The organism is Vibrio sp. SBT000027 (assembly GCF_963894355.1).
GTDB lineage: Bacteria > Pseudomonadota > Gammaproteobacteria > Enterobacterales > Vibrionaceae > Vibrio > Vibrio splendidus.
Map to the genome: position 1 here is coordinate 3,108,831 of NZ_CAWQGD010000004.1, position 22,917 is coordinate 3,131,747.

The 22,917-nt window shown below is 45.2% G+C and carries 18 protein-coding genes and 1 tRNA gene; 13 read left to right on the forward strand and 6 right to left on the reverse strand.

What is annotated here, in order from left to right; all coding sequences use genetic code 11:
• Positions 1–47: 47 nt before the first annotated feature.
• The 7 genes from AACU28_RS23695 to AACU28_RS23725 all read left to right on the forward strand — a co-directional run bounded on the left by AACU28_RS23695 (position 48) and on the right by AACU28_RS23725 (position 9,431).
• Positions 48–124: transfer RNA gene (locus AACU28_RS23695), tRNA-Pro, on the forward strand.
• 1,248 nt (positions 125–1,372) lie between these two features.
• Complete coding sequence (locus AACU28_RS23700; RefSeq protein WP_004735537.1) at positions 1,373–3,100, forward strand: dipeptide ABC transporter ATP-binding protein; 1,728 nt, start codon at positions 1,373–1,375, stop codon at positions 3,098–3,100.
• 94 nt (positions 3,101–3,194) lie between these two features.
• Positions 3,195–4,748 carry an ABC transporter substrate-binding protein gene (locus AACU28_RS23705; protein WP_004735538.1) on the forward strand — a complete coding sequence of 518 codons (1,554 nt, stop codon included), beginning with the start codon at positions 3,195–3,197 and terminating at the stop codon, positions 4,746–4,748.
• A 180-nt stretch (positions 4,749–4,928) separates the two neighbouring features.
• Positions 4,929–5,906 carry an ABC transporter permease gene (locus AACU28_RS23710; protein WP_004735540.1) on the forward strand — a complete coding sequence of 326 codons (978 nt, stop codon included), beginning with the start codon at positions 4,929–4,931 and terminating at the stop codon, positions 5,904–5,906.
• Between the two features lie 2 nt (positions 5,907–5,908).
• Positions 5,909–6,847: an ABC transporter permease gene (locus AACU28_RS23715; protein ID WP_004735541.1), complete on the forward strand. Its 939-nt coding sequence runs from the start codon at positions 5,909–5,911 to the stop codon at positions 6,845–6,847.
• Between the two features lie 187 nt (positions 6,848–7,034).
• On the forward strand, positions 7,035–7,991 hold the full coding sequence (locus AACU28_RS23720; protein ID WP_108093899.1) for an SPOR domain-containing protein: 957 nt from the start codon (positions 7,035–7,037) through the stop codon (positions 7,989–7,991).
• Between the two features lie 198 nt (positions 7,992–8,189).
• Positions 8,190–9,431 (forward strand): NADH:ubiquinone reductase (Na(+)-transporting) subunit B, encoded by a 1,242-nt coding sequence (locus AACU28_RS23725; RefSeq protein WP_102499791.1) that lies wholly within the window; start codon positions 8,190–8,192, stop codon positions 9,429–9,431.
• A 92-nt stretch (positions 9,432–9,523) separates the two neighbouring features.
• On the opposite strand, the gene AACU28_RS23730 is transcribed toward AACU28_RS23725, so the two are convergent.
• The 3 genes from AACU28_RS23730 to AACU28_RS23740 form a co-directional block, all read right to left on the reverse strand.
• Positions 9,524–9,775, reverse strand: a complete 252-nt coding sequence (locus tag AACU28_RS23730; protein WP_054542083.1) for a DUF6482 family protein — start codon at positions 9,773–9,775, stop codon at positions 9,524–9,526.
• A 132-nt stretch (positions 9,776–9,907) separates the two neighbouring features.
• A complete protein-coding gene (gene gorA, locus AACU28_RS23735; protein ID WP_004735546.1) occupies positions 9,908–11,263 on the reverse strand; it encodes a glutathione-disulfide reductase in 1,356 nt (451 codons plus the stop codon).
• A 188-nt stretch (positions 11,264–11,451) separates the two neighbouring features.
• Complete coding sequence (locus tag AACU28_RS23740; RefSeq protein ID WP_121603655.1) at positions 11,452–12,291, reverse strand: 23S rRNA (adenine(2030)-N(6))-methyltransferase RlmJ; 840 nt, start codon at positions 12,289–12,291, stop codon at positions 11,452–11,454.
• Between the two features lie 279 nt (positions 12,292–12,570).
• On the opposite strand from AACU28_RS23740, the gene prlC reads away from it, so the two are divergent.
• Positions 12,571–14,613 carry an oligopeptidase A gene (gene prlC, locus AACU28_RS23745; RefSeq protein ID WP_121603656.1) on the forward strand — a complete coding sequence of 681 codons (2,043 nt, stop codon included), beginning with the start codon at positions 12,571–12,573 and terminating at the stop codon, positions 14,611–14,613.
• A gap of 151 nt (positions 14,614–14,764) precedes the next feature.
• Here prlC and asnC read toward each other — a convergent pair whose 3' ends face one another.
• Positions 14,765–15,229 (reverse strand): transcriptional regulator AsnC, encoded by a 465-nt coding sequence (gene asnC, locus AACU28_RS23750; RefSeq protein WP_009848066.1) that lies wholly within the window; start codon positions 15,227–15,229, stop codon positions 14,765–14,767.
• Positions 15,230–15,355: 126 nt separating this feature from the next.
• Between asnC and AACU28_RS23755 the strand changes: the two genes are divergently transcribed.
• The 3 genes from AACU28_RS23755 (at position 15,356) to AACU28_RS23765 (ending at position 20,147) form a co-directional block, all read left to right on the forward strand.
• Entirely contained in the window at positions 15,356–18,478 is a 3,123-nt protein-coding gene (locus tag AACU28_RS23755; protein ID WP_121603657.1) for an EAL domain-containing protein, read from the forward strand.
• 172 nt (positions 18,479–18,650) lie between these two features.
• Complete coding sequence (locus AACU28_RS23760; RefSeq protein WP_017081709.1) at positions 18,651–19,430, forward strand: class I SAM-dependent methyltransferase; 780 nt, start codon at positions 18,651–18,653, stop codon at positions 19,428–19,430.
• Positions 19,431–19,571: 141 nt separating this feature from the next.
• Positions 19,572–20,147, forward strand: coding sequence for a hypothetical protein (locus AACU28_RS23765; RefSeq protein WP_121603658.1), 576 nt, complete (start codon positions 19,572–19,574; stop codon positions 20,145–20,147).
• 147 nt (positions 20,148–20,294) lie between these two features.
• Here the strand turns inward: AACU28_RS23765 and AACU28_RS23770 are convergent, their stop codons facing one another.
• Together AACU28_RS23770 and uspA are read right to left on the reverse strand one after the other, a co-directional pair.
• Entirely contained in the window at positions 20,295–21,173 is an 879-nt protein-coding gene (locus AACU28_RS23770; protein WP_004735554.1) for a carboxylate/amino acid/amine transporter, read from the reverse strand.
• A 52-nt stretch (positions 21,174–21,225) separates the two neighbouring features.
• Positions 21,226–21,660, reverse strand: a complete 435-nt coding sequence (gene uspA, locus AACU28_RS23775) for a universal stress protein UspA (RefSeq protein ID WP_004735555.1) — start codon at positions 21,658–21,660, stop codon at positions 21,226–21,228.
• A 189-nt stretch (positions 21,661–21,849) separates the two neighbouring features.
• Between uspA and ftnA the strand changes: the two genes are divergently transcribed.
• Both ftnA and uspB read left to right on the forward strand, forming a co-directional pair.
• The gene (gene ftnA / locus AACU28_RS23780; protein WP_004735556.1) at positions 21,850–22,377 is read left to right on the forward strand and encodes a non-heme ferritin; all 528 of its coding nucleotides are present in this window, start codon (positions 21,850–21,852) and stop codon (positions 22,375–22,377) included.
• 68 nt (positions 22,378–22,445) lie between these two features.
• A complete protein-coding gene (gene uspB, locus AACU28_RS23785) occupies positions 22,446–22,769 on the forward strand; it encodes a universal stress protein UspB (RefSeq protein WP_004735557.1) in 324 nt (107 codons plus the stop codon).
• Positions 22,770–22,917: the final 148 nt, after the last annotated feature.

Here is a 22,917-nt window from a genome sequence, read left to right on the forward strand (position 1 = left end):
GGTAGCTTCTTTGAAGTTCCCAGTTTGAGCAATCAAACAAAACGTCTCGGTGAATAGCGCAGCTTGGTAGCGCATCTGGTTTGGGACCAGAGGGTCGGGGGTTCGAATCCCTCTTCACCGACCACCTTAAGAAAGCTCATCAGAAATGATGAGCTTTTTTTCTATCTGGAGAAAAGATAATGGTGTATTCGGGGGCTGGAAGCCCAGTCGCATCAAATCCCTCTTCACCGATCACTTAAGATGCCTCAACTAGCCGTCCGCGTCAGAAATGACGGAGCTTTTTTACATCTGGAATTTTAGATAGTTGGGGCCAGAAGCTCGTGGACTGGATCGCCAGTCCGCAGGGAGCCCTGCCGCGCCTCTCTTAACCGACTATATTAAGAAGCCGAAGCCTCAGTCGAAAGGACTGGGGCTTTTTACGTTTGGAGTTTAGGTGGTTTGGGTTCAGAGAGCTGCGACTTGAATCGCCAGCCCGGTGGTTCGTCAGGCCACAGGAAGCGCTTCCGTGCCGAATCTCTCTTTATTTACCACAATAGAGGCTTCAGTCGAAAGGTTGAGATTTTTGACATCTGTCGTTGAAGTTATTCTTGATTTTTAATACTGATACCCTAAATATTTCAATGTCTTGCTTGATGTGGCCTTCTTAAAATCCATCCTTTGTATCAGGAGAACTCTTACCTTTTTTCTAGATTATCGCGCCTTTCTAGAGGTGTCGGTTTTATTAAATGAGCTGATCGATATCTAATTTTATATAAAATTCACCGCCAATCATTCGACAAATTAATAGGTTTGGTCTAAAGATTTCTATGAAAAGTGAAATTTGACGCTAAATATGTTCTCTAAGGCCTGTATTTGACAGTTTTCTTTACATCAAGTCGCTCAAAATCGTCTCCATTTTAGTAAGTCTTTCGTTTCACTGGTTGGTATTCGTTGAAATGATGTTGGGGGTAATATATATGGTTAATATGCTTCTATCTGGTTGTTTTGTTTGCTTAAATGACAAAAGTTAGCGTTTGTTTCTATAGTGTTAATTGTTTTTTGGAATAATTATTTGTTTTTAGTGACTGGTAGTGAGATCTGCTTTTAACCATAGTTTTAACTCTACAAGTAAGTGGTAGTAAGGGATTTGTGAGTATTTATTATCGACAATAGAATGTTGATTTTTATTACTATATGCTCTCTGGGTGAATAGTTATGTGGTGCTTTTGCTTGTTAAGCGTTTAATGTCGACTTTTTATCCTATTTTTGTTGCTTTTCTGTGAATTATTTGCCAAATTGTCAACCGTATAAAATATCAGAACAATATTCTGGTAAGAATGGATTCAATTTTGCAGACAGGGCAGAGAGCTGCCAAAGCAGTAGAGGTCTGGTAATGTCACTTTTAGAAGTAAAAAATCTTCGTATCGAATACCCATCTCGTCATGGAGTTCACGCAGCAGTAAAATCGCTTTCGTTCAACATTGAACGTGGTGAGATTGTTGGCGTTGTAGGGGAGTCTGGTGCAGGTAAATCAACAGTAGGCAATGCTGTGATCGATCTACTGAGCCCTCCTGGTCGCATTGCTAGCGGTGAGGTATTTTTGGATGGCGAAAAAGTCTCTGGCCTATCTCCTGAACAGATGCGTTCTGTTCGAGGCTCAAAGATTGGTTTTATCTTTCAAGACCCAATGACTTCTCTTAACCCTCTATTCACAGTAGAGCAGCAGTTAAAAGAAACGATTCATGCCAACATGAAGGTTTCGGATCAAGAAGCTTACCAACGCTCATTAGACTTGATGAACCAAGTTGGTATTCCGCAACCAGAAAACCGTTTAAAGCAGTACCCACACCAATTCTCTGGCGGTATGCGTCAGCGTGTTGTTATCGCGATCGCATTGGCAGGTGAACCTGACTTAATCATCGCAGATGAACCAACAACCGCACTGGATGTGTCTATCCAAGACCAGATTTTGGGTTTAATTCGCGATCTATGTATTAAGAAGAACGTAGGTTGTATGTTGGTAACCCACGACATGGGTGTGGTATCTAACGTTACCGATCGCGTAGCGGTTATGTACCGTGGTGATTTAGTTGAGTTTGGCCCGACGGCGAAAGTCCTTGGTACTCCTGAACACCCTTACACGCACAGTCTTATCTCAGCGGTTCCGCGTTCAGATCGTAAACTCGATCGTTTCCCTCTTGTGAGCTACATCGAAGAAGCGCACGAGATGGAACCACTTGATGTGAAAAACCACTGGTTAGGTCAAAGCCAAGATCATCGTGATTACACTGGCCCGTTGTTGAATGTTGAAAACGTCAACTTACGCTTTACCACTAAGGATTCTTTCTTTGAGAGTCGTCGTGAGTACGTTCAGGCGTCAAACAATGTGAGCTTTGAAGTACACGAAGGTGAAACTTTTGGTCTTGTGGGTGAATCTGGTTCGGGTAAATCAACGATTGCTCGTGTGATTGCTGGCTTGTACGCACCCAACTCAGGCAAAGTGACCTTTGAAGGTATTGACCTTACTGGGCTTAAGTCTGAGAAAGAGCGTCGCCCAATGCGTCGCCAAATGCAGATGGTGTTCCAAAACCCATACACATCAATGAACCCCCGAATGAAGATCTTCGACATCATTGCTGAACCTATCCGATTCCATAAGCTTACGCGCAACGAGAATGAAACTCGTCAGATCGTGCACGACCTGCTAGAGCACGTTGGTTTAGGCAAGATGGCTGGAGTTAAATACCCACACGAATTCTCAGGTGGCCAACGTCAGCGTATTTCTATCGCTCGCGCCTTGGCAACTCGCCCACGTCTTCTGATTTGTGATGAACCTACGTCGGCTTTGGATGTGTCGGTACAGGCTCAGATTCTTAATCTATTAAAAGACTTACAAGACGAGCTCAACCTAACCATGCTGTTCATCAGTCACGATTTACCGGTTATTCGTCAAATGTGTGATCGTGTTGGTGTGATGCAAATGGGAGAACTATTGGAAGTAGCGCCAACCGAGCAGCTGTTCCAATCGCCTCAGCATGAATACAGCAAACACCTAATTTCTTTAATGCCTGAATTTACGGGTTTAAGAGAAGAAAAAGCAGTGGCAAAAGCCGCGATATAAAAATCAGCAGGCTGGAGTTTGGCTTGCTAAAAACAATAAACAGACGCAAATACAACAACTAGGGATCTGGATTCCCGCATGAAGGAGTTATGCAATGAAAACCATGAAAAGCAAATTAGCAGTAGCTTTAATGGCAGCTGGCCTAAGCTTTAGTGCAGCAGCAGCAGATATTACCGTTGGCTACGCAGCTGACCCGGTATCACTTGACCCGCACGAGCAGCTGTCTGGTGGCACACTGCAAATGTCTCACATGGTGTTTGACCCTCTAGTACGTTTCACTCAAGAGATGGATTTTGAAGGCCGCCTAGCATCTAGCTGGGAGCGTGTTGATGATACGACTTTCCGTTTTAATCTACGTAAAGGTGTGAAATTCCACTCTGGTAACGAACTGACTGCTGATGATGTTGTGTGGACTTTTGAACGTCTACAAGCTTCTCCAGACTTTAAGTCTATCTTCACGCCATACGAAAAAATGGTAAAAGTGGATGACTACACAGTTGAGCTAATATCAAAAGCGGCTTACCCACTAGTACTACAAACAGCAACTTACATCTTCCCAATGGACAGCAAGTTCTACTCTGGTCAAACAGCGGAAGGTAATGATAAATCTGAGCTAGTTAAGCACGGTAACTCGTTCGCTTCGACTAACGTTTCAGGTACTGGCCCATTCATCGTAACTCAACGTGAGCAAGGCGTTAAAGTAACGTTCGAGCGTTTCAACGATTACTGGGACACAGAAACTGAAGGCAACGTAGACAAGCTAACTCTTGTGCCAATCAAAGAAGATGCAACGCGTGTAGCAGCACTTCTTTCTGGTGACGTGGACATGATTCACCCTGTAGCACCAAACGATCACAAGCGTGTTAAAAACGCTAAGAACATCGATCTAGTAACGCTACCTGGTACTCGTATCATTACGTTCCAAATGAACCAAAACAGCAACGAAGCATTGAAAGATGTGCGCGTTCGTCAAGCAATCGTTCATGCGATTAACAATGAAGGTATTGTTAAGAAAATCATGAAAGGTTTCGCGACAGCTGCTGGTCAGCAAAGCCCAACAGGCTACGCGGGTCACAACGAAGATCTAGTTCCTCGTTACGATCTGAAAAAAGCGAAAGAGCTGATGAAAGAAGCGGGCTACGAAGATGGCTTTACACTAACTATGGCAGCGCCTAACAACCGTTACGTGAACGATGCAAAAGTAGCGCAAGCGTCTGCGGCAATGCTGTCTAAGATTGGTATCAAAGTTGATCTTAAGACGATGCCTAAAGCACAGTACTGGCCTGAGTTTGACCTATGTTCAGCAGACATGATGATGATCGGCTGGCACTCAGATACAGAAGATTCAGCTAACTTCAACGAGTTCCTAACAATGACTCGTAACGAAGAGACTGGCCGTGGTCAATACAACTGTTCTGGTTACTCAAACCCAGAAATGGATGCGATTGTAGAAGCTTCTAACACTGAAACTGACCCTGTTAAGCGTTCTAAGATGCTGAAAGGCGTTGAAGCAACACTTTACAACGACGCAGTATTCGTACCTCTACACTGGCAAAGTGAAGCGTGGGGCGCGAAATCTAACGTAGGTGCAGCAGACGTAGTAAACCCAATGGTTATGCCTTACTTCGGCGACCTAGTTGTAAAATAATCTAGCTTGCTAGAATCGAGAGCCTGAAGCTTTCAGGCTCTCAATATTATTAAGATATAGATTTAAGTTTCGGTATTTGGTCTTCCTTCAGTCTGGCTAAATACCTTTTTTAAGACTGAATTTTTTGTTGTCTAGTCGCGGATTTCGATTAGACAGTCATGGATAGATAAGGGGCAAGGAATGGTTACGTTTCTGGTCAAGCGCCTGTTTCAGGCACTGATAGTGATGTTTGTGATCAGTTTGGTGGCGTTTGCCATTCAGGATAACCTGGGCGACCCGTTACGTGAGTTAGTCGGTCAATCTGTTTCAGAGGCGGAGCGTCAAGCGCTACGCGATGAACTCGGCTTAAATGATCCCTTCGTTACAAAATATACTCGCTTTATAGGCGCAGCCCTACAAGGTGATCTTGGTACTTCATATTTCTTTAAACGCCCTGCTGTGGACGTAATTTTAGACAAATTGGTCGCGACGCTTGAACTTGTGTTCGGTGCTTCTCTGATTATTGTTTGTCTGTCGATTCCATTAGGCGTTTATTCTGCAATACACCCAAAAAGTTTCTTCACTAAATTGGTCATGGCGGGCAGTAGTATCGGCATCTCGGTACCTGTTTTCTTAACTGCAATCATGCTGATGTATGTGTTCTCTATTGAGCTAGGTTGGCTACCGTCATTTGGACGTGGTGATACTGCAAACTGGTTTGGTTGGGAGTCTGGCTTCTTAACGCTCGATGGCCTTGCACACTTAGTACTGCCGAGCATTGCACTGGCATCTATCATGCTGCCTTTGTTTATTCGTCTAGTTCGTTCTGAAATGCTAGAGGTTCTAAGTTCTGAATACATTAAGTTTGGTAAAGCGAAAGGCTTAGCGCTAAACAAAATCTATTACCAACACGCATTGAAAAACACCATGCTACCGGTTCTTACTGTTGGTGGTGTTCAGATTGGTACTATGGTGGCATACACCATTCTTACTGAAACGGTTTTCCAGTGGCCCGGTACAGGTTTCTTATTTTTAGAAGCGATCAACCGTGTAGATACACCACTGATTACCGCATACGTTATTTTTGTTGGTCTTATTTTCGTAGTGACTAACACGATTGTTGATTTGCTTTACGGTGTTATCAACCCAACCGTTAACATCACAGGGAAAGGAGCATAATCATGGAACAGACATCGACAGTGCCGTCTCGCTGGGAACGTTTTAAGCAATCAGACATTGTGTATTACTTCTTACGCGACAAAGTGGCAATGGTGAGTTTCGCCATTTTCTCAATCTTTTTAGTGATGGCATTAGCAGCACCTATTCTAGCGCCAACAGACCCGTACGACGTGACATCGATTGATATCATGGATTCAGAGCTTCCACCATCATGGATGGAAGATGGCGAAGAACGTTTCTTGCTCGGAACGGATGAGCAAGGCCGTGATATTTTATCGACTATGCTTTACGGTTCGCGTCTGTCATTGACGATCGGTTTCCTAGCGGTAGGCCTTCAGCTGACTCTAGGTATCATCATTGGTTTGTCTGCGGGTTACTTCGGTGGCCGTATTGATAGCTTCTTGATGCGTTTTGCCGATGTTCAGCTTTCGTTCTCAACCATGATGGTTGCGATCATTGTCTCGGCCATCTTTAAGGCTAGCTTCGGCAGTGACTTCTATGCGCAATATGCCGTTGTTATGCTGGTGGTGATCATCGGTATTGCTGAATGGCCGCAGTATGCTCGTACGATTCGTGCATCGGTATTGGCAGAGAAGAAGAAAGAATACGTAGAAGCGGCGCGTGTGATGGGCTTTAGAGCGCCTCGCATCATGTTCCGTCATATTCTGCCTAACTGTTTATCTCCAATTTTGGTTATCTCTACGGTACAGGTGGCAAATGCCATCATGTCAGAAGCGGCACTTTCTTTCCTAGGTTTAGGTCTTCCGGTAGACCAACCATCACTGGGTGCTCTGATCAGTACAGGTTTTAACTACATTTTCTCAGGAGCATGGTGGATCACAGCATTCCCAGGTGTGCTTTTGGTAACATTGGTTCTAGTTATTAACCTATTAGGCGACTGGTTACGTGACGTGTTTAACCCTAAAATTTATAAAGGGTGATAGCTCTGATTGATTTTTAGATAAAAAAGTCACTAAATTAAGAGCCGTAAGCAATTACGGCTCTTTTTTTGCTTAATGGATCTGGAACTTAGTATCATTGATAGTGTCAATAATACTTAAAATGGAATTCATGTTTTATCGACATAGATTCGGTAATAATTAGCCCGTGAGGGTTTAAGTGGTGGTTATGAAATTGACAATGAATGCTGTATGTCGTGCTGTGACGAGAAATTATCGTATGGGGCTTATCGCTGCATCCCTTTTGGTCTCGAGCCAAGTGAGTGCAGAGTCGGTTCTATGTGATGCAACTCAGGCAAGCACTAACCAATTACCACAGCTAGAGCAATCATGTCCGATCGGCAAGGGTGTTTGGGGGAGTAAGGCGCCTAAACGTCATTCAGATAACGAGCTGTTTTGGGTTCAATGTGGTCTGCTGAATAAGCCTTTGTCACTGAACCGAGCAAAGCCCCTATATGAGAAGATCTCGACCAACGTTTGGATGAAGCCTGAAGGCGGAGACTATCGTTGCTTAATCGGACCTTATTCTACCTTCTCGGATGCGAGAAAAGACCTAGCTCAGGTGCGCAAGGTTCCCGGTTATGGTGAAGCCTTTATTCGCATGGTCGATAAGTCGAAAACCTCATCACAGCCTATCGTTGCAAAACCGGCAGAGTCAAAAGCTGTAAAGCCTAAGGCCCCTGTAAAAACAAAACCTGCTCCGAAACCTGTGGCTGCGAAGCAAGCGGCAGCGGTAACGAGTGCTGCAGCTATTCAGACGCTACCAAGCGGTAACGCGAATTCAGACAACGATTTGGAAATTGAGATCCGTGTGACAGCCAATGTTGCGGGTAGCCAATATGCGATTCCTTACCTTCTAGACCATCAACAACAGTTCTATATGGAACAAGGTAAGCCTTGGAGCCGCCTAGATTACGATAGCGCTGAATTGGTGTGTAATCAGGTCAACATGAAGCTGATGAGTGAGAAGCAATGGCAAAGCATCTTGAGCTCAAAGGTTATGGAAAAACAGAACTGGCCAATGCACCTCCCTTATTGGGGCGCAGATAAGAAAGGCCTGTTTACCAACGGAAACGTAAACCAATTGAAAGGTTCTTCATTGCTTAATGTGATGTGCGTGAAGTAGCGAAGACCCGTTGTAAGACTAAACAAGCCTCAGCCATTGCTGGGGCTTTGTTGTTTATACACCTTCTTTTTTCAACATCGGTTCGACTTCTGGGCACCCTTTCTTCATACGAATTTGACTAAAAATCGCTATAAATTGTTCAAATAGAGTAGTTGATGCGTAGAAAACCATAACTCAAGCAATAAGGTGATTGAGATTATGAGTTTAAAAAAACGATTAGAAGACGTGGCTCCACGCTTCGAAGCTGGAGGGAAGTACGAAAAGCTTTACCCTGTGTATGAAGCGTTCGCCACCATATTTTATACGCCCGGCAACGTAAACCGAGGCCAGACCCATGTTAGAGACAGTATCGATCTCAAACGAATCATGATTCTGGTGTGGCTAGCGACCTTTCCCGCGATGTTTTGGGGGATGTATAACGTCGGACACCAAAGCTTCCTCGCATTAACGTCCAGTTATCAACTTAACGAACTTACCTCTGTTATTGAAAGCAGCTGGCGCTTGTCTTGGGCATTTGGTGATGCGCAGTCATTGATGGCAAGTGGCTGGGCAAACCAGATGTTGCTTGGTGCACTCTATTTTCTACCCGTTTATGCCACGGTGTTTGTTGTGGGTGGTTTCTGGGAGGTCTTGTTTGCAGTCGTTCGCAAGCACGAAGTTAATGAAGGCTTCTTTGTCAGCTCGGTGCTGTTTGCACTAATCCTCCCGCCAACCATTCCGCTCTGGCAAGCCGCATTAGGTATCACTTTTGGTATCGTTGTCGCCAAAGAGCTGTTCGGTGGTACAGGACGAAATTTCCTTAACCCTGCACTAGCAGGCCGCGCGTTTCTCTACTTCGCTTATCCAGCCAACATGTCGGGTGGACTTGTGTGGGTTGCCGCTGACGGCTATTCAGGCGCGACACCACTGAGTCAATGGTATGAGGGTGGTAGTACTTCGCTTATCAATAATATGACTGGCGAGGCGATCACCTGGATGGATGCGTTTGTCGGTAATATACCGGGCTCGATGGGTGAGGTGTCGTCACTGCTTATCATGTTGACGGGTCTGATTCTGATTGCCATGAAGATAGCCTCTTGGCGCATTGTGGCGGGTGTGATGATTGGCCTTGTGGCGACCTCTAGTTTGATGAATTGGATCGGATCCGAAACCAACTCGATGTTTTCTATGCCGTTCTACTGGCACTTTGTGTTGGGTGGCGTTGCCTTTGGTACTTTCTTTATGGCGACCGACCCAGTTTCTGCCGCTTTTACCAATCAGAGTAAATGGGCTTACGGGATTCTTATCGGTGTGATGACGGTTGGTATTCGCGTGCTCAACCCTGCTTATCCAGAGGGCATCATGCTGGCTATCTTGTTCGCCAACCTCTTCGCCCCACTGTTCGATTTTATTGTGAAAGAGCAAAACATCAAACGCAGACAGAAGCGGACATTGCGTTGATTTAAATGAATAAGAGGGAAAGTGATTCCCATAAGAAAGGCTTACATTGATGTAAGCCTTTTAATTTTTATCGCGATTGATTTGAAGTTGATTTAACTCCACTTCAAATCAATCTCGAACGGTTGGGTGTGGCCACAATGCTCACCACACATTTCGTCGTAGGCACTGTTGTGAACCAGCATTGCCGACGCCACGCCTTGGTCGCTAAAGTGGTCGCGTGCTTGGTTAACACTCAAAAACTTCATTGGGTGCTGGTGGTCGTCTTTGATTAATTGCTTTTGCTCGCCAATAACTTGGTAAGCCAAGTAGATCCCGCCTTCAAATGATTCAATTAGTAGATTCATCACAAACTCCATTGCTGTTCTAGATAGGTCAGTACCTGTGTTACGTGGAGTTGGGAAGTAAGGTTCAAGAGGGGGCATAAAAAAAGCAGGCACAAGGCCTGCTTTTTAAGGGTTATCAACAAAAGGCGTTGATTATCTCATGGTAACAAACTCTTCTGAGCCAGTTGGGTGAATCGCCACAACAGAGTCGAAATCTGCTTTGGTTGCGCCCATTTTCATTGCAACGCCGAAGCCTTGAATCATTTCATCAACAGTGAAACCGATGCCGTGTAGGCCAACTACAGTCTCTTCTTCACCAGCACATACTAGCTTCATCTTACAAGGTTGACGGTGCTGAGTGACTGCAGTGTACATTGCAGTAAAACCAGACGTGTATACCTTGATGTTGTCTTTGCCGTATTGCTCTTCAGCTTCTTGAGTCGTTAGACCAATAGTGCCGATAGGTGGGTGGCTGAATACAACAGTAGGAACGAGCGTGTAGTCCATCTTTGCGTTTGTTTGACCGTTAAATAGACGCTCAGAAAGCTGACGACCGGCTTTAACAGCAACAGGTGTTAGCTCGATGCCGCCTTCCATGATGTCGCCAACACAGTAGATGCCAGGAACGTTGGTTGCTTGGAACTCGTCGACTTTGATGTAGCCACGGTCGTTGGTTGCAACGCCCGTTGACGCTAGGTTGATAGCGTCAGTGGCTGGGTGGCGGCCGATAGCCCAGATTAGGTGGTCAACGTTTTGAGTGTTGCCGTTCTCTAGGTGCAGAGTCAGCGTGCCATCTGCTTCTTTCACTACTTCTTTAGGAACCGAGTGCGTGTGAAGTGTTGGACCTTCCGCTTCCATTACTTCAACCAGTGTTTCAACAATCATTGGGTCGAAGCTGCGAAGTGGTGATTCTTTACGACAGAACAAGTGTGTCTCTGTGCCAAGTGCACTTAGTACGCCTGCGATTTCTACTGCGATGTAGCCTGCGCCGATTACAGCAACACGTTTAGGTTGCTCCATCAGGTCGAAGAAACCGTTTGAGTCGATACCGTGCTCTGCGCCAGGGATGTTTGGAATGGTTGGACGACCACCTACTGCGATCAGGATGTGATCAGCGGTGTAGTGTTCACCGTTAACTTCAACGGTCTTTTCGTCAACAAACTTAGCAAAGCCTTTGATTACGTTTATTTTGTTGTTACCAAGAACACGATCGTAAGATTGGTGGATACGACCAATGTACGCTTGACGGTTTTCAACCAGTTTGCCCCAGTTGAAGCCTTTTACGTCAACATCGAAGCCGTAGTCTTTTGAATATAGGTTGATTGCTTCAGCAACTTGAGCACCGTGCCACATAACCTTTTTAGGAACACAACCAACGTTTACACAAGTACCACCAAGGTCTTGAGCTTCGATAAGTGCAACTTTTGCACCGTGCATTGCTGCGCGGTTAGCTGATGCGATGCCGCCTGAACCGCCGCCGATACAGATGTAATCAAAATGAGTCGCCATTACTTTCTCCATTTATTGAAGGTTGTGGGTACAGTGAGCGCACTGAACACCTACGTCCTATAGATTCTTAAATTGTCTAATTATTATATTGAGGGCAGATTGGTTGAACTCAATCTCCCTGTTTAAAATTTATTCGTGTACGTCACAGTCTGCTGAGTATTCGTCAGACGATGACGTTAAGTTCGAGATTACTCGGGTACGATCCACTCTACTTTGAAGTGACCGGTTGCCGGCGCAATTGCTTCCTTCAAGAATGGAAGAATTTCGTTCATTTGGCTTTCTAGCTTCCAAGGTGGGTTGATAACAATCATGCCTGATGCCGTCATACCACGCTCGTTGGTGTCTGGTGATACGCCAAGTTCGATTTGTAGAATTTTGTTGATGCCTAAGCCTTCAAGTCCTTCGATCATATCTTCGATATCACAGCGATTTACCACTGGGTACCAAATTGCGTAGATACCGGTTGCCCAGCGCTTATGGCTTTGAGCAATCGCAGTCACAACATCACGATACTCTTTTGCCAGCTCGTAAGGTGGGTCGATAAGCACCAAACCACGACGTTCTTTAGGTGGCAGGCTGCCTTTTAAGCGTTGGAAGCCATCTTCTTTGTAGATAGATACCTGACGATCGCGGTGGAACTCTTGCTCAAGCAGAGGGTGATCGGCTGGGTGAAGCTCAGTTAATACCATGCGGTCTTGGTCACGCAGGTGCGCACGTGCAACACGTGGTGAGCCTGGGTAGAAACGCAGTTTCTCGCCATTGTTGAGTGCTGAGATAGACTCAAGGTAGCTTTGAATGTCTTCAGGAAGTCCTGTTTGTGCCCAGACACGTGCAATACCTTGTTTGTATTCGCCCGTTTTTTCAGACCATTCATGCGTTAAGTCGTAACGACCTACACCAGAGTGAGTGTCATGGTAAACAAAAGGCTTATCCTTTTGTTTCAAAGAATTAAGAATAAGGCTCTGTACGATATGCTTTACTACGTCGGCATGGTTGCCCGCGTGGAAGCTGTGGCGATAACTTAACAAATTAAACTCTCGTAACACTCTCGAATTAGAGTGTGGTTAGTGTAGGTGGGGTTAATTTGACTATTATAACCCCCAATGGACCATAAATTCTCGAACAATTCAGGAACAGTCGTTCGCAATATGCAGTTAGTTATTGGTTCTACTATTGAAATTTGCCTTGTTGGGCACTATTTAATAACTATTCGCAGGTGATTTTTTAGGGCGATCCTTAGCCTGATGACTGTAAGACGACCTCATTACAAAAAAGACGAAAGTCTCTAAAGCCAAAGGAATGTTTATATGTCTAATCCGCTATTAACCTTCACGGACTTACCTCCGTTTTCACAGATCAAACCTGAGCACGTTAAGCCAGCGGTTGAGCAAGTGATTGAAGAGTGTCGCAACAAGATAGAACAAGTACTTGAAGGTAATACTTCACCAAGCTGGGACAACCTCGTTGCTCCGATTGAAGAAGTGGATGATCGTTTAGGCCGCATTTGGTCACCTGTGAGCCATATGAATTCTGTGATGAACAGCGATGAGCTGCGTGAAGCTTATGAGAGCTGTCTGCCTGTGCTTTCTGAGTACGGCACGTGGGTTGGCCAACATAAAGGTTTGTTCGAAGCGTATAAAGCGATCAAGGCGAGTGAGGCATTCTCGGCATTAGACCAAGCTCAACAGAAAACCATTACCGACGCACTGCGTGACTTTGAATTGTCAGGCATTGGCTTACCCGCAGACGAGCAGCACCGCTACGGCGAGATCAGCAAGCGTCAGTCTGAGCTAGGTTCTCAATTCTCAAATAACGTGCTTGATGCAACCATGGGTTGGAGCAAGCAGGTAACAGACGTGGCTGAACTAGCCGGTATGCCTGAGTCGGCATTGGCAGCAGCACAAGCCGCGGCGGAAGCTAAAGAGCAGGAAGGTTACCTACTGACTCTAGATATCCCATCTTACCTACCGGTGATGACGTATTGTGATAACCAAGAACTGCGTAAAGAACTGTACGAAGCCTACGTAACTCGCGCTTCAGATCGCGGTCCAAATGCTGGTAAGTGGGACAACACTGAGATCATCACTGAACAACTTAAGCTGCGTCACGAGATCGCACGCATGCTTGGCTTTAGCACTTACAGCGAAAAATCTCTGTCGACTAAGATGGCAGAAACGCCAGACCAAGTACTTGGTTTTCTTAACGACCTAGCAGTAAAAGCCAAACCACAAGGTGAGCGCGAAGTAGAAGAGCTACGTCAGTTTGCTGAGAAAGAGTTTGGTGTCTCTGAGCTAAACCTGTGGGACATCGCTTACTACAGCGAGAAACAAAAACAGAACTTGTTCGAGATCTCTGATGAAGAGCTTCGTCCATACTTCCCCGAGTCAAATGCAGTGTCTGGTTTGTTCGAAGTTTTAAACCGTGTGTTTGGTATGTCTGTGACTGAGCGTGAAGGTGTGGATACATGGCATGATTCAGTGCGCTTCTTTGACATCTTTGATGCGACAGGTACATTGCGCGGTAGCTTCTACCTAGACCTATACGCACGTGAACACAAACGTGGCGGCGCTTGGATGGATGACTGTCGCGGTCGTCGCATTACTCAATCTGGTGAGCTACAGACGCCTGTTGCTTACCTAACGTGTAACTTCAACAAGCCAGTCGGTGACAAACCAGCACTGTTTACTCACGATGAAGTGGTCACTTTGTTCCACGAATTTGGCCACGGTATTCACCATATGTTAACGCAAGTTGATGCGGGTGCTGTGTCAGGTATCAATGGCGTGCCTTGGGATGCAGTGGAGCTACCAAGTCAGTTCCTCGAAAACTGGTGTTGGGAAGAGGAGGCGCTGTCGTTCATCTCTGGTCACTTCGAAACGGGTGAAGCGTTACCGAAAGAGATGCTAGAGAAGATGCTAGCGGCGAAGAACTTCCAGTCAGCGATGTTTATCCTACGTCAGCTAGAGCTTGGCCTGTTCGATTTCACGCTGCACACAGAATACGATCCAGAAGTCGGTGCTCGCGTACTAGAAACACTAGCCGACGTGAAGTCTAAGGTATCGGTATTGCCAAGCCTTGATTGGAACCGCTTCTCGCACAGCTTTGGTCACATCTTTGCTGGTGGCTACAGTGCAGGTTACTACAGCTACCTGTGGGCAGAAGTGCTATCGGCAGATGCGTTCTCTGCATTTGAAGAAGAGGGTATCTTCAACACTGAAACGGGTAATCGCTTCCTGAACAATATCCTTGAGATGGGTGGCAGTGAAGAGCCGATGGAGCTGTTTAAACGCTTCCGTGGTCGTGAGCCTCAAATCGACGCGATGCTGCGTCATGCGGGTATTCAAGCTTAGGTTTGTGATTACCTTATTGCTAGCTGCATAGCTTATATTAGGTAACAGAGCTTAGATTCGAGACGACATAAGCTAGATAGATTAAAGGCTGAACATTGCGTTCAGCCTTTTCTTTTTGGGTCACCTAAACATAATCTAATGCGTGTATAGATTATGGATTCACGTTGCGATTGATTGGGTTTTGCAGCGAGATAAGAGTCTCAGTCGATTGAACCTCGTCGATCGCCTGCAATTTATCAATCAGCACGAACTGCAATTCTTCGATCGATTTACACATCAGCTTTACAAAAATATTGTAAGCACCGGTGGTGTAGTACGCCTCGACCACTTCGTCTAAAGCATTTAGCTTCGCAATGGCCGAGTGGTAGTCGCGGGCTGCGTTAAGGTTAATACCAATAAAGCAGCACACGTCGTAACCTAGCTTTTTGGTGTTTACCACAACTTCTGTTCGCTCAATAATGTCTGCTGATCTCATCTTTTCGATGCGAACGTGAATCGTCGCAGGGCTGACATCGAACTTCTTTGCCATTTCAGCATAAGGAGTACGTGCATCTTCCATCAAAGTTTTGAGAATGGCACGGTCTAGATCATCTAGGCGAGCTGTAGTTGTGGACATGCATAATCCTTAGATTGAATGAAAAACATACCGGCTTGAGTACACATCATAGCCAAGGGTGATAATATTAGCAGTAACTATAGGGTTAGGGTGAATTCAGTGCGATTTTCGTTATTTTTTATTGTGATGTGTTGGAGTGTTTTTGCTTCAGCTCAGGCAAAAGATGTGTTGGTTATTCACTCTTATCATCAAGGCTTTTTTTGGACGGATGATTTCCATAAAGGGCTGGCTGAAGAACTCGATCGAGATGGGTTGTCTTACCGGGTTGTTTATCTCGATACCAAGCGAACTCAAAACGCTGAATACTTAGAGCGAATTTATCAGCTATACCGCACCAAGCTGTCGCATGAAGAGTTTGCCGCTGTAGTCGTCAGTGATAATAACGCCCTCAATCTGATGAAACGCTTAGCGCCCGAACTCAATGGCACGCCCGTTATTTTTGGTGGCATCAACAATTTCTCTCCGCAAATGATTGAAGGCTTGCACGCAACCGGTATCACGGAAGATATTGATATGGCGAGCAATATTGAGCTGATCAATCGACTTCAATCGACGGTTAAAAAAGTTTATGTGGTTACTGATCACTCGGTAACGGGTGAAGCTATTCGCGCCCAAGTGGATCTATTCCTACAAAAACGTCCTGAGTTTTCTGGGCTGGTGGAGCAATATACGCCTGATTCTTATCAAGAACTGATGACGTTCGCGCAACGCGCTGATCTAACCAAAAGCTTGTTGTTCTGGGCCTACTACCGCGACATCAATGGTCGTGTCAGTAGCAAAGAAGACTGGCGTCAGCTCAACAAAAAAACTCAGATGCCATTGTATATCGTGCATGATTTAGGACTTGGGTTTGGTGCGATTGGTGGCGTGATCCACAGTGGAGAAACGCAAGGACGAGACACTGGGCGAGTGCTACTGAATGTGCTCGCTAATCCGGATAAACCGCTGCCCCAAGTGGTTGCTGGCGCGCCAGAAATCAAACTCGATTACCAACAAATATCACGATGGGATTTGGGCGCAGAGAATGAAGCGGCGGTGACTTTTCTCAACAAACCTAAGTCATTTTTAGTTCGCTACCGAGATGAAATTCGCACCATAGGTTTGCTGTTTTTGGTTATGTCGTGTGTCATCGCAACCTTGGTGTATTACCTCAATCGCCTTAAGAAAAGTGAGCGTACCAGCCGACAAAGCCAACTGTTATTGGAGTCGATATTCGACCAAAGCCTGCAGTTCATGGGGATCATTGATAAGGGCGGTGTATTGCTGTCGAGTAACAGCAAACTGCATGAGCTGCTTTACAACCAAGGCTATAAATTGGGAACACCTCTTCAAAGCCATCAACACTGGGAAGACTCAGCAAGGCAAGAACTGAAGGAATACTTTATCTCGAGCGATGAACACCAGATTTTGCGATTTGAAGCTGAGGTGTGGTGTCGTGATCGTGGTGCGATGGTGTTGGATATCTCTTTAAAGCCTATGCCGGGCAGTGAAGAGGATGATGTTCAGTTCTTATTTGAAGCTCGTGATGTTACCTCGGGTAAGCTCGCGGAGAATAAGTTGTTCCAGCGTGAAGCGAATCTCAAGCTGTATTACGACAAACAACCCGTGATGATGATTACGCTCGATGGCAATAATCGCATTCAACAAGTGAACCAGTTTGCTGAGCAGTTACTAGGCTACCCGCTAGACCAGCTACTAGGTCATCGTCCTAGAGAGTTCTATGTCGATGGAAACTCAATGATCCCGCGTCATATCTTATTGCAACCACAGCATAAGATTCGTGGCGTATGGCGTCGTGATATTGAATATCGCCATGCTAATGGCAGCACCATCTGGATTCGTGAAAATATTCGCCCGCTGGTTGAGTCTGATCAGCTGTTGATTGTTGGAGAAGACATTACCGAAACTCGTGAGCTGTCGGAAAAGCTAGAATATCAAGCTCGTTATGACTTGCTGACGGACACGTTTAACCGTAACCACTTTGAACAAGAGCTGCAAAAGGCGCTCAAAGAGGTTGAGAGCCACATGCGAACTCACGCTATGTTGTTCTTGGATTTAGACCAACTCAAGGTCTTGAACGATACGGCGGGGCATGAAGCGGGTGATGCCGCAATCATGTTTAGTGCCAAGCTGCTGGAAGAGGTACTGCCATACAATGCCGTGTTAGCGCGAATGGGTGGTGACGAATTTGCAGTATTAATGAAAGACTGTACTGAGCGAGATGCGGTGAATGTGTGTCGCAGTATTATCTCGACGATGAGCGAGAACCCCTTCTTGTGGGGTGATATTCGCCTTAATCTTACTAGCTCTATTGGTATCCGATTGATTGACCATACTGCAGCCTCACCACAGATGGTACATGCTCAGGCCGATGCAGCTTGCCATGCTGCTAAAGAGGAAGGGCGTAACCGTTACAACCTTTACCATCAAGATGATGAAGACTTGCGTCGTCGTCACTTAGAGATGGAATGCGTCAATCTAGTGCATGAGGCTTTGGCTAACGATCGCTTAGAATTGTTTGCTCAGCGCATTCTTGGCCTAGATAAAAACAGCGAGAAAATGCACTTCGAAATCTTGGTTCGCATCAAGAATATCCATGGTGAATACATCTCCCCGGGGATCTTCATGCCAGCCTCAGAGCGCTATAACATAGCGCATTTGATTGACCGCCAAGTTGTCAGTCAAACCTTGAGTTGGTTGGAGCAACGCCCTGAGGTTATTGAGGAACTAGGGATGTGTTCAATCAACCTTTCTGGTCATTCGATGGGTAATCGGGAGTTTGTAGAGTTCTTGATTGAAAGCTTGGCTAACTCGTCAGTGCCTTGCCATAAGATTTGTTTAGAGATCACCGAAACGGCTGCGATGAGTAACATGAAGCAGGCGATCAAGTTCTTTACTCGAATCAAAGAGCTTGGTTGTATGATTGCACTGGATGACTTTGGCTCTGGATTATCGTCGTTTGGCTACCTGAAGAAATTGCCGGTCGACATCGTGAAGATCGATGGCTTGTTTGTGCGTGATATTGCTGTCAACGAGATGGACCATGTGATGGTTCGCTCGATCAATGATTTAGCTAAGCAGATGGGTAAACACACGGTGGCTGAGTTTGTTGAAAATACCCAGATAATCGACAAGCTGATCGAACTTGGTGTGAACTACGCGCAGGGTTACATCATCGGTCGACCTAAACCACTTGCTGAGCTCGTTGAAGAGTTACAAAAAGAGCGAACGTTAGAGTATTTGGATTAATTGAACCAAGCTGCACGATGAGTATTCTTTATCACTAGCAGCGCTAATCGTTTGTGGTGCTAATAGCTTTCAGATCTACTAATAGTTTGCACCGCTAATATGTATTGTTGAGGCAATCAGGTAAACTGGTGGCCTCTTTTGTTTTGAATACTACTGTCTGTTGGAGACGACCTTGCAACTACAACTGATTTGCGAAGATGCTACCCAAATCGATCATTTAAATGACTTAGCGACCCGTTGGAATTTATCTCATGATGAAAACAGCGATTTTGCTTTGGTACTGACTTGCGAGCGACTTGAGCTACGTAAAGTCGATGAGCCTAAGCTTGGCGCTATTTTTGTTGATTTAGTGGGAGGCGCAGTCGGTCACAGACGTAAGTTTGGTGGTGGTAAAGGTCAGGCGATTGCTAAAGCGGCAGGTTTAAACAAAGGTGCAACGCCAACTATCCTCGATGGCACCGCTGGTCTAGGACGTGATGCGTTTGTGCTGGCTTCGTTGGGCTGTAAAGTTCAGATGGTCGAGCGACATCCAGTTGTGGCTGCATTATTGGATGACGGTCTGCAGCGAGCTCAACAAGACCCTGACATCGGTGGTTGGGTAACTGAACGTATGAAGTTGATTCACGCTTCAAGTCACGATGCGTTAGATAAACTCAGCAACGATCCAAATTTCGAACAGCCTGATGTGGTGTACCTAGACCCAATGTACCCGCATCCTGAGAACAAGAAGAAATCGGCGTTGGTTAAGAAAGAGATGCGTGTATTCCAATCATTGGTGGGTGCCGATATGGATGCAGATGCTCTATTGCAACCAGCCCTTAAGCTCGCATCCAAGCGAGTTGTGGTCAAAAGACCGGATTACGCAGCATGGTTAGATGAGCAAAAACCGAGCATGGCGATCGAAACTAAAAAGAACCGTTTTGATGTGTATGTGAAAGCATCAATGACCTAGTTAAGACATCAATAACTTAGAGACACGCTAAGAAAGTTTCCCGTCATAAATACGATAAATCACTATTTAACACTTGCGATAGTCGCGTTACGGATGTATATCTAACTAAGAATCATTATTATTCTTAGCTGGAGTTGTAGCATGGCTAAACGCTTTTGTAAGTTAAACCGTCGAGATATCACCGAACACTTGGGAGAAATCCACAGTTTGGTGACTGAACCAAAGTTCGTGTGCCGCTCTTGTGCGCGCTCATCGTCGGATCAAGCGAATCTATGCAAACCAACAGCCATCCCACCGATTGATTGTCAGAATAAACCCGCTGAAGAAAAAGTCGCGTGTGGTCTACTTGCTGAAACATTGCCAACTCCAGAAGTTTCTCTTATCGAGGTAATGGACAGCGTTGAGCCAACGGTACAAATCTTTGATCCTGCTATCGTAGAAAAAGCGGATAAAGTCGCGTTGAAAAAAGCCAAGCTGAAAAAATTGATGGCGAAGGCGAGCGGCGATGAGAAAGCTGAACTCAAACAAGCGAAGAAAGCGGCGAAGAAACAAGAGAAGTACAACAAAAAGCTCGCGAAGATGATTAAGAAGCAGCAAAAGCTGTTTAAGAAAAGCCAAAAACTGGAAAGTGATCTTGAACGCATCAACCTACAACTGGATGACGTTGCCTTCACTGAAAGCAAGACTCAGGTGGTGAACCACAATCACATCCACTGAAGTTAATTCGAAGAGCTTATTGCTACACAGATGATTTAAAAAGAGCGACCTACGGTCGCTCTTTTGCTTTCTGGGTATTATTTTAAATAAGAATCTTGCTAGTCAAACAAAGCTTATTAGTTAAATACAGCTTGTTAGCTTAACGCGCTAGGCATTGCTAGCATCTCTCGCTACGCGCTTCTTCACCCACGTCTCATTGACGAACAAAGAGAACAAGATAACGGCACCACCAATAGACAATCGAACCAAATCGACATCTCTGTTCCAAATCAGGATGTTCACCACAAGGCCAGCTGGAACTAAGACATTGTTCATCACAGCCAGTGCGCCAGCATTGACCATGCACGCGCCTTTATTCCACATAAAGTAACCCAGCCCCGAAGCAATCAAGCCAAGGTAGATCAGGATTCCCCATTGAAGAGTGGTGGTTGGCAGCTTCTCTGGATTGCCCAGTAGCATGAAAGCAACGGAAGCGACGCATAACGCCCCCAAGTAGAAGTAACCAAATACGGTTCGCTGAGGTAATTCAGTCGATTCCTTCTCCATCACCACCTTGTAACTCACCTGACCGATAGCAAAGCACAGGTTCGCGCCTTGCACGACGAGGAAGCCAACTAAAAAGTTCTCATTGATGCCCGCAAATTTAATGAATACCGCGCCCAATACCGCAATTGCCGCAGTCACTAAGTACCACGGAGAGAATTGCCCTTTGAGGAAATCATAAATAAGCGTGACGTAAATTGGGGTGAAAACGGTAAACAAAAGGACTTCAGGAACGGATAGCAGCAAGAAAGACTGATAGTAGAAGCAGTACATTAAGCCAAGCTGGATGCCACCAATGGCCATCAATTTGGCGATCAGCTTACGCGAGACGCCACGGAACTTAAGGAAAGGAAGAAACACGATACCTGCAAGGGCAACACGCATCAGTACAGAGAACCAAGCATCAACCTGACCAGCAAGGTAAACGCCGATCAGGCTAAAGGAGAAGGCCCATAGGAGGGTAACACCAGCTAAATAGCTCATAGTAAAACTTCGTTAATAAGATATGAGCTGTATGTTACCTAACCTTAATTCATTAGTCTTCTGAATCTCTTAGAGGCACGACCAGCATATCAACCGGAGAGGCGTTGATCAGTTGTCGTGTTGAAGAAAGTAGCTTGCTCCAGAAATCTTGATGGTGACCACAAACCACTAAATCAACATTGAACTCGTTGATGGTGTCACACAGCTCATGACTCAAATCGCCACTGCCCACTAAGGTATGGGTGATTGGGTATTGAGCATGCTCAGCAAAATTTTGCAGCTGAACTCGAGATGCTTCCATCGCGTTATGTTGGGTTTCTGCCATGTTGATATCAATCAGGCCGGTATACAGCTCTGCGTAGTTAATATCGATATGGATAAAAGAGACTTTGGCTTCCAATGGCTTAGCCAATGCTACCGCTTTATCCACAATTAATTTGCTGTCTTCTGATAAATCGACCGCGACCAAAATATGTTTGTAACTCATATCGCTACCTCCTTTATTCATTGTCTGATTTAAGATTAGCACTATGCGATGGCTTTTTTTGCTGAAGTGATCTCATATCCACTGTCTTGCGTAATGACAGCCCGAAATATTGGTTAACTAATGGCCTGCGAGATATTCATTAAATAGTGATATAGTAGAGAAAATTGAGGATGTAATTAGGAGTCTTAAATGCTGTCAAAAACTATGGTTGAGCAACTGAATGATCAAATTAACCTAGAATTTTTCTCATCCAATCTATACTTACAAATGAGTGCTTGGTGTGAAGACAAAGGATTTGAAGGTGCAGCAGAGTTTCTGCGTGTTCATGCAGTAGAAGAAATGGAACATATGCAGCGTCTTTTCACTTACGTAAGTGAAACAGGTGCAATGCCAATTCTAGGTGCGATTGAAGCGCCAAAACATGAATTTGATAGCCTTGGTGCAGTGTTCCGTGAAACTTATGAACATGAGCAGATGATTACTCAAAAGATCAACAAACTGGCTCACGTTGCTTTCAGCACACAAGATTACTCAACCTTTAACTTCCTGCAATGGTACGTTGCAGAGCAACACGAAGAAGAGAAGTTGTTTAAAGGTGTATTGGATAAGCTAGAGCTTGTTGGTGAAGACGGTAAAGCACTGTTCTTTATTGATAAAGACCTAGCGCAATTGGCAAAAGATGGTTCATCTTCAATTATGGAAGCTCCTGCCGTTTAGGTAGTACGGGAAAGACACTGATTATCTTTTTCTTTTGAGTTTTCTTATGAAGATGTAGGGAGGAAAGGATGATCAGCGGCGACACTATTCTATTTGCACTAATGGTTGTGACTTGCGTGAACTGGGCGCGATATTTTACTGCGTTAAGAACACTCATTTATATAATGCGAGAAGCACATCCTCTACTTTATCAACAAGTAGACGGAGGTGGATTCTTCACAACTCATGGCAATATGACCAAACAGGTTCGCTTGTTTAGTTACATCAAAAGCAAAGAGTATCACCATCACCACGACGAAGTGTTTATGTCGAAGTGTGATCGCGTAAGACAGTTGTTTATACTTTCTTCCGCTCTGCTGGGTGTAACGTTGCTTTCTTCTTTCATCGTCTAAGTTATTTAGTACGTGTGAAGTAGAGTTTAGGTTTTGGTGTAAAGCTTCGGTTGTTGGTTCGCTAAGCCAAGTAGTGGTTTTGCTGCTGTCTGCAAATTGTACAATTGAACATCAATTGCAAAGTTTAAAATTGCCGCTAGAATAGCGA

What these genes read in the sequence shown, in the direction of transcription:
- prlC (WP_121603656.1), top strand. Translation starts at nt 12,571, where the DNA reads ATGTCTAATCCGCTATTAACCTTCACGGACTTACCTCCGTTTTCACAG.
- ftnA (WP_004735556.1), top strand. Translation starts at nt 21,850, where the DNA reads ATGCTGTCAAAAACTATGGTTGAGCAACTGAATGATCAAATTAACCTA.
- AACU28_RS23715 (WP_004735541.1), top strand. Translation starts at nt 5,909, where the DNA reads ATGGAACAGACATCGACAGTGCCGTCTCGCTGGGAACGTTTTAAGCAA.
- uspB (WP_004735557.1), top strand. Translation starts at nt 22,446, where the DNA reads ATGATCAGCGGCGACACTATTCTATTTGCACTAATGGTTGTGACTTGC.
- AACU28_RS23755 (WP_121603657.1), top strand. Translation starts at nt 15,356, where the DNA reads ATGTGTTGGAGTGTTTTTGCTTCAGCTCAGGCAAAAGATGTGTTGGTT.
- AACU28_RS23705 (WP_004735538.1), top strand. Translation starts at nt 3,195, where the DNA reads ATGAAAACCATGAAAAGCAAATTAGCAGTAGCTTTAATGGCAGCTGGC.
- AACU28_RS23730 (WP_054542083.1), bottom strand. Translation starts at nt 9,775, where the DNA reads ATGAATCTACTAATTGAATCATTTGAAGGCGGGATCTACTTGGCTTAC.
- asnC (WP_009848066.1), bottom strand. Translation starts at nt 15,229, where the DNA reads ATGTCCACAACTACAGCTCGCCTAGATGATCTAGACCGTGCCATTCTC.
- AACU28_RS23765 (WP_121603658.1), top strand. Translation starts at nt 19,572, where the DNA reads ATGGCTAAACGCTTTTGTAAGTTAAACCGTCGAGATATCACCGAACAC.
- AACU28_RS23725 (WP_102499791.1), top strand. Translation starts at nt 8,190, where the DNA reads ATGAGTTTAAAAAAACGATTAGAAGACGTGGCTCCACGCTTCGAAGCT.
- gorA (WP_004735546.1), bottom strand. Translation starts at nt 11,263, where the DNA reads ATGGCGACTCATTTTGATTACATCTGTATCGGCGGCGGTTCAGGCGGC.
- AACU28_RS23770 (WP_004735554.1), bottom strand. Translation starts at nt 21,173, where the DNA reads ATGAGCTATTTAGCTGGTGTTACCCTCCTATGGGCCTTCTCCTTTAGC.
- uspA (WP_004735555.1), bottom strand. Translation starts at nt 21,660, where the DNA reads ATGAGTTACAAACATATTTTGGTCGCGGTCGATTTATCAGAAGACAGC.
- AACU28_RS23710 (WP_004735540.1), top strand. Translation starts at nt 4,929, where the DNA reads ATGGTTACGTTTCTGGTCAAGCGCCTGTTTCAGGCACTGATAGTGATG.
- AACU28_RS23700 (WP_004735537.1), top strand. Translation starts at nt 1,373, where the DNA reads ATGTCACTTTTAGAAGTAAAAAATCTTCGTATCGAATACCCATCTCGT.
- AACU28_RS23720 (WP_108093899.1), top strand. Translation starts at nt 7,035, where the DNA reads ATGAAATTGACAATGAATGCTGTATGTCGTGCTGTGACGAGAAATTAT.